This is a genomic window from Haloimpatiens myeolchijeotgali (assembly GCF_042688525.2).
GTDB lineage: Bacteria > Bacillota > Clostridia > Clostridiales > Clostridiaceae > Haloimpatiens.
In genome coordinates this window covers 144,291-158,516 of record NZ_JBHWAB010000001.1, presented here as the reverse complement: position 1 = coordinate 158,516, position 14,226 = coordinate 144,291, and the positions used below count along the sequence as shown (strand labels likewise).

The following is a 14,226-nucleotide window of genomic DNA, read 5'->3' as shown; positions in this document are numbered from 1 at the left end:
CTCCTCTGTTTTATTGCTCTATTAAACTATTTATAGTTTTTTCTAAAGATTTAATATCCTCAACGTTATACACTTTCAATCTTCTATTAACCTTCTTAACAAATCCGCTTAAAACTCTGCCTGGTCCTATTTCTATAAATGTATCTACTCCATCTCTTATCATGATATTTATAGTATGCTCCCACATTACAGAACTCATTACTTGTAATCTTAAATTTTCTTTTATTGAACTCTCATTTTTTATATAATCTCCTGTAACATTAGTAACTACAGGAATTTGCAATTTACTTATTTTTACCTCTTGTAATTCCTCATACAACTTATCCGATGCTTGCTTTAACATTGATGTATGAAAAGGGCCACTTACTTCTAGAAAAATTGTTTTTCTTGCATTCTTTTCTTTTAAAAGTTCTACTGCAAACTCTACAGCTTTTACTTCTCCTGCTATTACTATTTGTCCCGGGCAATTATAATTAGCAACCTCTACAATTCCTTTTTCAGAAGCTTTTTTACAGCATTCTTGTACAATTTCAGCATCTAAGCCTATTATTGCTGCCATAGTTCCTAATCCTTGTGGAACTGCTTCTTGCATGAATTTTCCTCTCTTCTTTACAAGCTTCACAGCTTCAGTAAATTCTAAAGCACCACTGCAAACTAAAGCTGAATACTCTCCCAAACTTAATCCTGCTGCTATATCACATTTTATTCCTTTTTCTTCTATTGCTTTTAAAGCTGCAATACTTGTTGTTAAAATAGCTGGCTGAGTATTCTCTGTTTTATCTAATTCATCCTTACTTCCTTCAAAACAAATTTTACTTATATTAAATCTCAGTGATTCATCTGCTTTATCAAACACTTCTTTACAAACCTTTATATTTTCAGCTAATTCTTTTCCCATACCTACATATTGAGCACCTTGACCTGAAAATATAAATGCTACTTTACCCATAAGCTGCCTCCTGAATTTCTACTTTTTATATTATTTTTATTCAAAAATCAAGTAATTATTTATTACCTAACTTATTTACTAAAGTTTCAGCTTCATTAAACATTTCTTCTACTATATCTTTACAGCTTTGCTTTTTGTTTATAAGTCCTGCTATTTGTCCTGCCATTACTGAACCAGTTATCATATCGCCTTCACGCGCAGCCTTTCTTAATGCTCCTGCTCCTAATTTTTCAAGTTCCTCTATTGGCGCATTTTCCTTCTCTAATTTTTGATATTTCCTTGATAATTGATTTCTAAGTACTCTTACAGGATGTCCTGTACCTCTTCCAGTTACTACTGAATCTATATCTTTTGATTTTAATACTTTTTCTTTATAATTTTCATGTATTGTACATTCATTTGCTACTAAAAATCTAGTTCCTACTTGTATTCCTTGTGCCCCAAGCATAAAAGCTGCTGCTACTCCTCTTCCGTCTCCAATACCACCAGCTCCTACAACAGGGATATCTACAGCATCTACTACTTGAGGAAGTAATGCCATTGTAGTAAGCTCTCCTATATGTCCTCCTGCTTCACATCCTTCTGCAATTATGGCATCTGCTCCAGCTCTTTCCATTCTTTTTGCCAATGCAACAGACGCTACTACAGGTATAACTTTTATATTATGCTTTTTCCACATATCCATATATTTGCCTGGATTTCCTGCTCCTGTTGTTACAACTTTTACCCCTTCTTCACATACAAGTTTAGCTACACTTTCTGCATTATCACTTAAAAGCATTATATTAACTCCAAAAGGTTTATCAGTAAGTTCTTTTGCTTTTTTTATTTGTTCTTTAACATATTCTACTGGTGCATTTCCTGATGCTATGATTCCAAGTCCTCCTGCATTAGAAACTGCTGCTGCTAAAATTCCATCCGCTATCCAAGCCATAGCCCCTTGTATTATTGGATAATTAATTTCTATCATTTCACAAAATTTTGTATTAAACATATTTAACACCTCTAATTATTTTGTTATAATTTATTGTCTGATAATTTAATAATAAAACTATAAATTCAATATAATATTCTTATTTAAATTGAATGAGAAATCACATATGATTTCTCATTCATTAAAGTCATTCTATAATTGTCCAATAATTAAAATATATTTTGCATATAATCTATTTTGTTTTTGAATTTATATATTTAACTATATCTTCAACCTTTTTCATTTCTTCTATATCTTCATTTGGTATTTCTATACCAAATTCATCTTCAAGGGACATAACTATTTCAAATATTTCAAGTGAATCTACTCCTAAGTCATCTGTAAAAGTTGATTCTAATTTTATTTCATTTTCATCCAAAGATAATTGTTCTGCTATTATATTTTTTATTTTTTCAAAAATCATATTTTCTCCTCCTAAAATATATTTATTTTAATATTTTTTTACCATTCAATTAAAGAACATCCCCAAGTTAATCCTCCACCAAAAGCTACTAAAATTATTTTATCTCCCTTTTTTAGCACACCTTTTCTATTCATTTCATCTAATGCAATTGGTATACTAGCTCCTGATGTATTTCCGTATTGGTCTAAATTAATATAAAATTTTTCTGGGTCTATTTTTAATTTCTTAGCTGCAAACTCAATTATTCTTAAATTTGCTTGATGCGGTACTATATATTTTATATCTTCAATATTATATGTTGTATCTTTAAGAATATTTCTAATACCATTAGTTATAGTATTTACTGCAAATTTAAAAATTTCTTTCCCACTCATATGTATTTTTAAATTTTCTTCATTTTCTTTTTCATTTGTTACATAAGGATTTTCTACAAAACAAGATTTACATTTTAAAGCTTTCCACTTTTCTCCTTCTGAACCTATTGTTATATCTAAAATACCACTTTCTTTACTATCTTCAACAACTACTGCTCCTGCTCCATCTCCAAATAAAACACATGTACTTCTATCTTTCCAATCTACTAATTTGGATAGAACTTCTGCTCCTATTATTAATGCATTATTGCACTGATTTGATATTATAAAATTTTTAGCAATGTTTATCGCATATAAAAAACCTGAACATGCTGCTGATATATCAAAAGAAATAGCATTTACTGCTCCTATCTTTTCTTCGACAACACATGCTGTAGAAGGTACAAAATAATCTGGAGAAGTAGTTGCAACAATTATCAAATCAATATCTTTAGCATCTATTTGTGCATTTTTCAAAGCTTGAAGAGCAGCTTTTGAAGCAAGATCAGAAGTATTTTCTCCATTAGATATTCTTCTTTTTTTTATACCTGTCCTAGATGAAATCCATTCGTCACTTGTATCCATTATCTTAGATAAATCATCATTTTTTATTGATAAATCTGGAACATAACTTCCAGTTCCTATTATCTTCATTTTTTCGTTTCGACTCCTTACTATTATGACTTTATAAATTATATTTCTTTTTTACTTATTTTCTTCAAGATTGTACTTTTTATTAAAAAATTTATTTAATTTATCTAATGACCTTATAAGTATTTCCTCTTCTTCTTCTGTTAATCCCTCAATAGTTGCTTTTACCATATTAGAATGGAATTTTTCATGTACCCTGTAAGCTAGTTTTCCTTTTCTAGTAAGAGCTATTTTTACAACTCGTCTATCTTTTTCATCTCTTTTTCTTTGAACATATTCTTTCCTTACTAAATTATTTATAGCTGTTGTAAGTGTTCCTACTGTTATATCTAATTCTTTAGCAACTTCAGACATTGCTCTAGATTCATACATACCTATAGCTTCAATAGTATGCATTTCTGTAATAGATAAATCATTAAATACTCCTTCTTTAAGAGTTTTTTGTTCTATCTCCAATATATCGTTAAAAGTTTCAACTAATAGTTCATTTAGTACACTAAAAGATTTTTTCAACATTATCACCACTCTATTAATTTTGAACGTCAAATATTTTGATAATCAAAGTATATATTAAATGTTTATTGCTGTCAACATAATATCCATATGTTTTTGCCATTATTTAGTAATTTCCTATGCCATTTTTCGCATTTTTACACTTTATTAACATTTTCTTTAATATATTAATTCGTGTAAAAACAGAAGAAGAAATTTAACATTTTATAACCATTAAATTTCTCCTTTGCATATAACTAAATTCTTTAAAACATCTTACCTACTATCTTACCTGTGCTTTTATCAACATAGTACCAATTTCTTGTAGCCGTATGTGTATCCATATTATCATATACGTGTATAATGTAACATTGTATACCATTTTTATTCTCTTCATGGTCAAACTGTATAACTGTATTTTCTCCTATATCTTGTTCTTGCTTTTTAACAATTTCACAAGCCTGTTCTTTAGTTATTCCTTTGCTTTTTTCAGGTTCTTTTTTTTGATCTTCTAATTTATCTTTTTCCTTTTCTTGTTCTTTTTTTTGTTCTTCTTTTATTATTTCCTTCAATTTCTCAACATTATTATTGTCAGAATCTATTTTTAATACTTCATCTAAATACTTATTTGCATCATCATATCTTTTTTCATTTACAGCATTATTAGCTAAATCAATTGTTGTTTTTATATATTTACTTTTACACTCTTCAATCTTTTTTTGCGCTTTTTCATATAACTCTTTATCTTCCTTGTTTATCTTTTTAAATTTATCTATTGCTTCTATATATTTATTATCATTCATTAATTTTATTCCTTTATCGTAAAAATCCTTAGCCTCTTTTAAACTTTTAGCTAATGTTATATTTCTCTTTATAGTAAAATCATCTTTATAATTTAAAGATTGTTCAAATAAAGTAATTGCCTTTTCATATTCACCTTTATCCATATGTTTATTAGCACTATTTATTAAACTATTATATGTCTTAACTTTGTAATATTTATATGAACCAAACCCAGCACCTGCTACTACTACCGCCACTACTATAGATACAATAATTTTTTTCGTTAATTTATTTTTATTCATTTATCAAACCATCTCCCTACTTAAATAAAATAATACACTTTAATTATATTTTACTAATAAAATTATAAAGGTACCACCAAAATTGTATATATCTTATCTTATTTAGTAAAACTTTACGTATACTCATCTTTTTTCACCTAGGAAATTAAGCTTTTCATTGTGTATTATTTTTTATTTTTCATTTGAATCATCGGGTTTCCATCCTAAATAATTAAATATATCATAAAAAACTTCTTTAGCAACAGGAGTAGCTGCATAACTGGCATAATATTGATTATTTTCAGCATTAGGCTCATCTACTGATACCATAACAGTTATTTTAGGATTATCTACTGGAGCCATCCCTACAAAAGAAGAAACATATTTTCCTTCACCATACCCTCTTCCCTTTACCTTCTGAGCTGTACCAGTTTTTCCTCCAATATGATACCCTTTTATATAAGTATTCTTTCCTACTCCATTTGAAACAACTTTCTCTAAATATCCTCTTAATTTAGCTGTTACCTCATTACGTAAAATTCTCTTTTCTTCTTTTTTAAATTCTTTTTTAATAACCTCTTTATTTTCTTGTACTTTTACTACTTTTTCCATAACATGAGGCTTAATCCAATATCCTCCATTAGCAACAGCATTAAATGCTGTTAAATATTGAATACACGATACTGTATTAACTTGTCCAAAAGACATGGATGCTAAATCTAATTTAGTAACTTTATTTTCAGATTTTATTATGCCCTTAGCTTCTCCATTTAAATCTATTCCTGTTTTCTTTCCAAAACCAAAAATTTTTATATATTTATTTAATCTATGCACTCCTATCTTTTGACCTACATCTATAAATCCTACATTACAAGAATTTCTTAATATATCTACAAAGTTTTCCCTTCCATGTCCTCTTGTTTTCCAACAATGAATATATGTATTACCAACCTTTTTTCCTCCATTACATACTACACTATAAGTTTCAGGATTAACTATCTTCTCACTTAATGCTGTAGCAGCAGTAATTACTTTAAATATAGAACCCGGTTCAAAAGTGTCACTTACTGCTCTATTTCTCCACAGCTTTTGTAATTCATTTGATTCTACTCCCTCTTCCCAAGGATTATTAGGATCATAATCTGGCTTGTTAACCATACCCAATACTTCCCCAGTATTAGGATTCATAACTAGTATAGTCACTGCTTTTGCTCTTTTTTCAATTAAAGCTTTTTCCGCAGCTTTTTCTATAAAATGTTGTATCTTATCATCTATTGTAAGCATTACATTATAACCTTCTATAGGTTTTTCATATTTACATGTTGAATATGGTAATTCATTTTTTCTACTATCTGTTTCTACTATTTTCTTTCCTGCTTGACCTTTTAAATATTTATCATACATAAGTTCTACTCCATTAAGACCTTTGCCATCATAGTTAGTATGACCTAATACATGTGCTAAAAAATTTTTATTAGGATAATATCTTTTAGTATCGTTTGAAATAACTACTCCGTTTATATGTAATTTTCTTATTTTATCTGCTGTATCTTTATCTATTCTCCTTTTCAACATAGCAGCTGATATTTTCTTACCATTTACAGTTTTATTTATAGTCTTTAAAATATTACTACTATCCATATCCAATATTACAGCTAGTTTATCTGCTACTTTTTTACTAGGTATTTTTTTATGCTCTATATATTTTCTTAACGTTTTTAAATCCAAATCAACTCTATAAACATTAATACTTACAGCTAATTCGTCTCCATTTCTATCTAATATTTTTCCTCTTTTAGGATGTATTTTTATAATGCTAGTCCATTGTTTTATTGCCATGGTTTTATATTCATCTGATTTAAATATCATTACATATGCTAATCTACCTATAAGTGCTATACATATTAAGAAAAAAAGTAAAAAAACAAATACCATCCTATACTTCATAATACTTTTATTTTTAAAAGATTTTCTATTCAATATAATCACTTCCATATTCTTATCTATGATTTTCATTTAATTACAATTTATATATTATTTTAACATAAAAACATATATATTTATATCACTTGAAATTTACTGTATTAACCTATAAATAATTTTATTTCACACAAAAATATATAATATGTACCTCTTATACTATATATTCTTCCTCTTATAACTATTTAATAGCATATAATTATACATTCTAATATAATTATTATCAAAGGAGGCGATATCAATTGAAGATAGATGTACAAATTGATCCATCATGTGAAGAAGTGAAAATTACTATATGTACTCCTGAAATAACAGAAGAACTACAAAATATTTTAAATAGTTTAAAAAATAGTACAAAAAAACATATAGTAGGAACTAAAAATGAAAGAATATATATTGTAAATCCCGAAGATATATTATTTTTTTATAGCGAAAGTAAAAAAGTATTTGCAAAAACAACAAAAGAAACTTATGAAATTAAAGAAAAGCTATATAAGTTAGAAGAAGATTTAAAAGATTCTTCTTTTATACGAATTTCTAAATCTGTTATTGCAAATATAGATAAAATAAAAAATTTAGAAATTCTTTTTAACGGAAATATGTGTGCAAATTTTATAAATGGACAACAAGAATATATATCAAGAAGATATGTACCAAAGATAAAAGAATATTTAAAAATGGGAGGTAATTAATCATGAAATATTTAAAATTAATATTAAAAAGAGGTTTATTAGGTATGGCTTTTGGTGTCTTCATAAATCAAACAATTTTCGCCATATTCGCGTGTACTATGGGGTTAAATGGAAATCTAGAAGTATCTATGTTATTTAAACAATTTATTATTTCAGCTATAGCAGGCTTTTATTTTTCAGCTTCTTCAGTAATTTTCAATGTATCTAATTGGAGTAGCCTTAAACAAACAGTATTACATTTTATTGCTACAAGTATTGTATATTTCCCTGTTGCTATTTACGCAAAATGGATGCCAAACGCAAGTTTTGGAAGAATAATTTTTATAATCACCTATATCACTATATATGTAATTGTATGGTTTTCATTTAAATCTTATTGGACTAAAAAAATTAAAGAATTAAATATGAGTTTAGAAAGAAGAAACAAACTTAACTAACTAAAATAAATTAGGTCATAAAAAACAAGAGGGTGCACCCCTCTTGTTAAATAATTTCTATTCTAATCTAAACAAAACCTCTTTCCACCATTTCTGTAACTGCAAAACTAGCTACATCATCTGCATATTTTCCTGGACCAAAACCTGCATCATATCCTAATTCCTTTGCAAGCTCATGAGTTATTCTAGGGCCACCACAAATAAGTATTACTTTATCTCTAAGGCCTTCTGCTTCTAACAATTCTACTAAATTAGTTAAGTTTTGAATGTGTATATTCTTTTGAGTTACTGTTTGAGAAACTAAGAGAACATCTGCCTTTAATTCTATGGCTTTCTTTATAAATTCTTCATTTTCAACTTGACTTCCTAAATTATAAGCATCTATCATTTTATATCGTTCAAGTCCATAATGACCTGCAAAACCTTTCATATTCATTACAGCATCAATACCAACAGTATGGGCATCTGTTCCCGTACTTGCTCCAACAATTACCACTTTTTTCTTTATATTCTCTTTTATATAATCATCTGTCTCACTCATTGTCATTGTATCTACATCTACTGTTTCAACATGTATTGATTCATAATCTATTGTATGAACAACACTTGCGTATGCAACAAAGAAAGTAAAATCTTTATCCAATGCATGATGATGAACAATAGAAGGATCTTCTAATCCCATTTTCTTAATAAGTTGTTTTGCTGCTTCTACAGCTCTTTCACTATCTGATACTGGAAGTGTAAAGCTTAATTGAATCTTTCCATCATTCATTGTATCTCCATAAGGTTTAATTTTTGTTAAATCTAATGTCTTATCAAAATCTTTTTTATCCGTTGAATATAATCCACCACTCATTATTTATCACCTCCAAGCATAAGGCTGATAAATGGATTAAAATAATTTCTGTCTTTTTCTGTGACTCCCTTATAACCCTTTCCACCTTCTATTGGTCTTTTGATACTAGCAAACTTTCCTTGTTCTATGGTTTTAAATAATCCATCTTTTTCAATTTCCTTTAATAATTCATATGCTTTATTTAAAACTTCATTTGCTCTTTTTTCTATCATGCCACCATTCTTAAATGTTACCTCATTTCCAAAGTCTTTCATATTTTTAAATATATATCTAGCATTTTCTATAGATAATGCTCTATCTGACATAAATGGAGTATGAATTGCCTCTGTTAACATTCCTAAAAGATGTATTTTTTGTCCTGTCATTATAGTAATCATATTAAATAATGCATCTTGTACATGTCCTCTAAATATATTTCCTGTCATAAATTTAGTAGGCGGCATATATTTAAGTGGTGCTTTAGGGAATATTTCTCTTGCCATTTGTGCTTGCGCAAGTTCATACAAAAATCCATTTTCAAGATCAGGATTCATTTCAAAGGCATGACCAAGTCCCTGTTGTTCTTCTGGAAGACCAGCAAATAATGCAAACTGTTCATTTATAAATTGAGATGCTAAAACCGTATGAGCCTCCTCTACAGCATCAGATGTTGTCAAATAGTTATCTTCTCCTGTATTTATAATAACTCCAGCATATCCATTTATTATTCTAGAAAAATATTGATCTATTATTGTTCTTTTCATATTGATATCTCTAAAAAGTATTCCATATAATGCATCATTAAGCATAACATCAAGCTTTTCTAACGCTCCCATAGCTGCAATTTCAGGCATACATAGCCCAGAACAATAATTACATAATCTAATATATCTATGAAGTTCATCTCCAACTTCATCTAGTGCCTTCCTCATAAGTCTAAAATTTTCTTGAGTTGCAAAAGTTCCACCAAATCCTTCAGTAGTTACCCCATATGGAACATAATCAAGAAGACTTTGACCTGTTGTTCTTATAACTGCAATTATATCTGCTCCTTGCCTTGCTGCTGCTACAGCTTGAGTTATATCTTCGTATATATTACCTGTAGCAACTATTACATATAAATAAGGTCCTTCTTTATCTCCAAATTCTTTAAGCTTATTTTCTCTTTTTACTCTATTTTCTTTTATTTTTTCAACATATTCCTTTGCTATAGAATTAACAGTTGCTTTTATTTCAAAGTCTTCATGCATAGGAATTTTAGTTAGATCCAATTCTTCTTTAGATATTTTTTCTGCTATTTGTTGAGGTGTTAATTTAGTTTCAACCACAGCATTTCCTATAAATCTTGCAGCTCCAATTGAAAGTCCATTTCCTTTCTTTATATTATCAACAACTATATTTGGAAGTGGTACATTAAGTTCATCTACCCCATCTATTCCTAGTAATCTACATACAGTTCTTTCTACAGTAACTGTAGTATGCATATCAATAAAGTCTTGAGTATCTTTAGCTATATTTCTAGCACATTCTCTTGCTTTATTTACTATTTCCCAATTTAAGTTTAATTTACTTTCCATAGACATCCCCCTCTGCATAAATATCTTTTACAATGTCACTAATACCTTTTTCTATTCCCAATAAGAGTGCTATATTTAAAGCATCTTTAGGAACTTCACTGTGTTGTGAAATTTTTTCTAATCTGTAATCCATATGCTGCTGTATTATTTCCACAGAAAATCTTTTATTTAAATCAATTTTTTGTTTTAAGGAATTAAAATTTATATTTTTTAATCCAATCACTTGATAATGAACCATATCACTTTCTACTACTCCATCATAATGCGTTGATATTAAACTCATAGATTTTAATCTATTCAAATATCTACTTAATGCTTTCACAAGATAACTTCCTTCTTTAGGATTTGTTCCTCTTGCAAATTCATCTAAAACTATTAATCCATTTCCTCTTTTAGCACACTCTATAACTTTATTTAAATTTATTATTTCCGCTCCAAAAGTACTTAACCCTTTAGTTATAGACTGCATATCATCTGATATAAATTGTATAAAATCTACTATAGGAATACGTGCATATTCGCTAAATACAAAGAAACCTAAATTTGCTAAATACACATTAAGCACTACAGTTTTTAATGTTATAGTTTTTCCTCCCATATTTGCCCCAGTTATAACAGAAACTCCTTCTTTGAGTTCTATACTTATGGGAGTAAACTCTTTATTTTTCTTTTCTAATATCATTTTTACTTCCGGATTCACTGAATTTTTTAAGTTTATACTCATTTCATCACAAATACTAGGTTTTATTCCATTGTATTTTACTGCAAGTTTAGCTTTTGAAATTAATAAATCTAATTTTCCAATACATTTAATATTATTTTCAATACTATCTGTAAACTTCTCTATTTTTTTTGTTAAATCTTTTCTTATATTTAATTCTTCTTGTTCTTCTAATATTACATAGTTTAATCTTTCATCTTTTAATTGTTTTATTACATCTTCATCATTCTGTTTAATTATTTTTTCTTCTAATATTCTTTTTTGATTTCTAAAATCTTTTAATTTAGTTGAATAAGCATCATAAATATAAAAAGTAGGTATATTTTTATTTTCTGGATCTAATATTTTATATACTTGCCTTAGATTAAAAAATTTCAATTCCGGTATATCCAACTCCAACTTATCCATTATTTCAATAATTTCACTTATTAATTTAGCAAATGTTTTTATTTCATATAATTCAACATCATCTAAAGTATTTAACTCTTTACATCTTTTTATAGAATTCCTTATATCTTTTATTTTAAAAAATATTCCTTCTATTTTTCTATAATAATAATCTTTATTATTTAACCCCTTTATTATTTTTTCTACATCTGTAAGTTCTTGCATTAGCTGCTTTTTTTCTTCTTTTTTAAAAGGCTTTATATTTTTCTTCTCATCCAATCCATAGCATGTAATTACTTCTAACTCATCTAATATAAAATCAAATCCTATCTGTGCTCTTTGTGTTTTATCTAAAAATCTCATTTAATCGCCTCCTATAACATCTATTACAGGTATACTTATTTGTTTTCTTAATTTATATATAAATTCATCTTTATCAAATTCATACCCATAAGGAGACGTAGGATTTATCGTAACACAAACTATATTTATTGGATTTATAACCTTTATCCTTCCCCCTATTTTCTTAAACTTATGTAAGGTATCTTTTTCTAGAAATATTTTTGTTCCATCCTCAACTAATAAAGTTATATTTTTAACTTTATCTGAATATTTCATAACATTTTTTAAAAAATTATCCGATAATATCCCTTTTAATACAATATATTTAGATTTTTCATCTAACCTCTCAACTATCTTTCTAGAACCTTCTAAAGCCGTAGTAACATCTATTTTTTTTATTTCTTTACTCTCTTGAATTATTGCCAATCTACAATCCTTAATTACATTTTCCGCACATTTTAAAATTTCACCATTATTTTCTTTACCTATAGATAAATTTTTAATAGTATAAACTGTTTTTTCTATTACCTTGTCAATATTTCTATCTACTGAAGCTCCAGTAGATAAAATTGCTGCTTCAGTAATAGTGGGACAGGCTGAACTTTTCCTACTAATTGCTCCGTCAACTATAACAAGTTCACTTCCTAATTTTTTTAGTTTACTACATACCTTCAATACATAAGAATTTATTGAAGGTCCACCAAGTTCTATAAATCCATCACTTAATGCTCTTGCAATTATTACCTCTCCCATAGGAGTACTAATACCAGTTGTCTCTATTATTTCCCTGGTTATATCTCCATTGAACAAACACTGCTTTGCAGTAGCTATAAGCGTACCTCTTTCAATATAAACTTTAGGTTTTTCTGTAGATGTAACTCTATCTATATCTTCTCCATCTCTCCCTATAGAGGTAAGACCAAGGGGAATTTTACCCCTTGATTTCTTTACCAAATAATTTAATACTGTAGTCTTACCTACATTTTTATCCATACCTATTATGGATATACTTTTATACCCTTGAAGGAATTTTACTAACGCTGCCTTTTCCATTTTTTTTACCTCTTAAATTTCTTTCTAACCCTACAGGCTCTAAAGCCATATTTTCATCATCTATAAGTGATGAAACTCCTATTAATCTATCTTTTTCCTTTTCTCTACATACCTCACAATGACAATCTGAAACATAATTTTCAGGTTCTTTGTAAGTTGTTATTACCCCTTCAAAATTTCTTAGAATTATTCTATCTTCACCTTGTGATATTAAATAATTAGGCATAACTGGTATTTTACCACCGCCTCCTGGAGCATCAACTACAAAAGTAGGTACACAAAAACCAGAAGTATGACCTCTTAATCCTTCAATTATTTCTATCCCTTTAGATACTGATGTTCTAAAATGTTCAAGCCCCATTGATAAATCACACTGATAAATGTAATACGGTCTTACTCTTATTTTTACAAGTTCATGAACTAATTTTCTCATTACATGAACACAATCATTTACTCCTTTTAAAAGTACTGATTGATTCCCAAGAGGAATACCTGCATCTGCTAATTTTTCACAAGCTCTTTTAGAGTCTTCTGTTATCTCATTTGGATGATTAAAATGAGTATTTAACCAAATTGGGTGATATTTTTTAAGCATATTAACCAAATCATCTGTTATCCTCATAGGAAGAACAACAGGAGTTCTTGAACCTATTCTTATAATTTCTACATGAGGTATAGCTCTTAATTTTTTTATTATATACTCTAATCTGTCATCTGATACTAAAAGAGCATCTCCACCAGATAATAGCACGTCTCTTACTGAAGGAGTATTTGCAATATACTCAATTGCTTTTTCTATTTGTTCCATTGGTAATGATTTATCATGGTGTCCAGCAAACCTTCTTCTAGTACAATGTCTACAATACATAGAACATTGATCTGTAATTAAGAAAAGTACTCTATCAGGATATCTATGAGTAAGTCCTGGTACTGGTGAGTCTGTATCTTCATGTAATGGGTCTAATAAATCTGCATTTGATTTATGAAGTTCAAGTGCTGTTGGAACTGCTTCTCTTCTAATAGGATCATATGGATCATTTGAATCAATTAATGAAAGATAATATGGTGTTATAGCCATCCTAAGAGAGTTAGTACATTTTCTAACACCTTCTTCTTCTTCCTTTGTAAGTGGTATATATTTTTTTAATTCATCTACATTTTCTATTCTATTTTTTACCTGCCATTTCCAATCATACCACTGCTCATCTGTTACATTAGGAAATAATTCTTTCCTTCTATTAACCTTCAATTAAATAACCCCCCAATATTAGTTGTACTAATTTATCTACTATTGTT

14 protein-coding genes are annotated in these 14,226 nt (G+C 28.2%); 2 read left to right on the top strand and 12 right to left on the bottom strand.

What is annotated here, in order from left to right:
* Positions 1 to 10 precede the first annotated feature (10 nt).
* The 7 genes from fabD to ACFIJ5_RS00835 all read right to left on the bottom strand — a co-directional run bounded on the left by fabD (position 11) and on the right by ACFIJ5_RS00835 (position 6,922).
* Positions 11 to 949: an ACP S-malonyltransferase gene (gene fabD / locus ACFIJ5_RS00865; protein ID WP_379802759.1), complete on the bottom strand. Its 939-nt coding sequence runs from the start codon at positions 947 to 949 to the stop codon at positions 11 to 13.
* 55 nt (positions 950 to 1,004) lie between these two features.
* Positions 1,005 to 1,943, bottom strand: coding sequence for an enoyl-[acyl-carrier-protein] reductase FabK (gene fabK, locus ACFIJ5_RS00860; RefSeq protein WP_379802757.1), 939 nt, complete (start codon positions 1,941 to 1,943; stop codon positions 1,005 to 1,007).
* 172 nt (positions 1,944 to 2,115) lie between these two features.
* A complete protein-coding gene (gene acpP, locus ACFIJ5_RS00855) occupies positions 2,116 to 2,346 on the bottom strand; it encodes an acyl carrier protein (protein ID WP_379802756.1) in 231 nt (76 codons plus the stop codon).
* A 38-nt stretch (positions 2,347 to 2,384) separates the two neighbouring features.
* On the bottom strand, positions 2,385 to 3,353 hold the full coding sequence (locus ACFIJ5_RS00850; protein WP_379802755.1) for a beta-ketoacyl-ACP synthase III: 969 nt from the start codon (positions 3,351 to 3,353) through the stop codon (positions 2,385 to 2,387).
* Between the two features lie 51 nt (positions 3,354 to 3,404).
* Positions 3,405 to 3,866 (bottom strand): MarR family winged helix-turn-helix transcriptional regulator, encoded by a 462-nt coding sequence (locus ACFIJ5_RS00845; RefSeq protein WP_379802754.1) that lies wholly within the window; start codon positions 3,864 to 3,866, stop codon positions 3,405 to 3,407.
* A 242-nt stretch (positions 3,867 to 4,108) separates the two neighbouring features.
* Positions 4,109 to 4,927, bottom strand: a complete 819-nt coding sequence (locus tag ACFIJ5_RS00840) for a tetratricopeptide repeat protein (protein ID WP_379802752.1) — start codon at positions 4,925 to 4,927, stop codon at positions 4,109 to 4,111.
* A gap of 171 nt (positions 4,928 to 5,098) precedes the next feature.
* Complete coding sequence (locus tag ACFIJ5_RS00835) at positions 5,099 to 6,922, bottom strand: stage V sporulation protein D (RefSeq protein WP_404660920.1); 1,824 nt, start codon at positions 6,920 to 6,922, stop codon at positions 5,099 to 5,101.
* Positions 6,923 to 7,128: 206 nt separating this feature from the next.
* Here ACFIJ5_RS00835 and ACFIJ5_RS00830 point away from each other — a divergent pair, with 206 nt between their 5' ends.
* Both ACFIJ5_RS00830 and ACFIJ5_RS00825 read left to right on the top strand, forming a co-directional pair.
* Complete coding sequence (locus tag ACFIJ5_RS00830) at positions 7,129 to 7,578, top strand: LytTR family DNA-binding domain-containing protein (RefSeq protein WP_379802749.1); 450 nt, start codon at positions 7,129 to 7,131, stop codon at positions 7,576 to 7,578.
* 2 nt (positions 7,579 to 7,580) lie between these two features.
* On the top strand, positions 7,581 to 8,015 hold the full coding sequence (locus ACFIJ5_RS00825; protein ID WP_379802747.1) for a DUF3021 domain-containing protein: 435 nt from the start codon (positions 7,581 to 7,583) through the stop codon (positions 8,013 to 8,015).
* Between the two features lie 67 nt (positions 8,016 to 8,082).
* Here the strand turns inward: ACFIJ5_RS00825 and kamE are convergent, their stop codons facing one another.
* The 5 genes from kamE to kamA are packed head-to-tail and all read right to left on the bottom strand — an operon-like array spanning position 8,083 to position 14,179.
* Positions 8,083 to 8,871 (bottom strand): lysine 5,6-aminomutase subunit beta, encoded by a 789-nt coding sequence (gene kamE / locus ACFIJ5_RS00820; protein WP_379802745.1) that lies wholly within the window; start codon positions 8,869 to 8,871, stop codon positions 8,083 to 8,085.
* Positions 8,871 to 10,427 carry a lysine 5,6-aminomutase subunit alpha gene (gene kamD, locus ACFIJ5_RS00815; protein WP_379802744.1) on the bottom strand — a complete coding sequence of 519 codons (1,557 nt, stop codon included), beginning with the start codon at positions 10,425 to 10,427 and terminating at the stop codon, positions 8,871 to 8,873. Before kamD ends, kamE begins: the two co-directional genes overlap by 1 nt.
* On the bottom strand, positions 10,417 to 11,898 hold the full coding sequence (kamC, locus tag ACFIJ5_RS00810) for a lysine 5,6-aminomutase reactivase ATPase KamC (RefSeq protein ID WP_379802742.1): 1,482 nt from the start codon (positions 11,896 to 11,898) through the stop codon (positions 10,417 to 10,419). The genes kamD and kamC overlap by 11 nt, the downstream gene beginning before the upstream one ends.
* A complete protein-coding gene (kamB, locus tag ACFIJ5_RS00805; RefSeq protein ID WP_379802741.1) occupies positions 11,899 to 12,930 on the bottom strand; it encodes a lysine 5,6-aminomutase reactivase subunit KamB in 1,032 nt (343 codons plus the stop codon). It abuts the gene before it with no gap.
* Positions 12,890 to 14,179, bottom strand: coding sequence for a lysine 2,3-aminomutase (gene kamA, locus ACFIJ5_RS00800; RefSeq protein WP_379802740.1), 1,290 nt, complete (start codon positions 14,177 to 14,179; stop codon positions 12,890 to 12,892). Before kamA ends, kamB begins: the two co-directional genes overlap by 41 nt.
* Positions 14,180 to 14,226 lie beyond the last annotated feature (47 nt).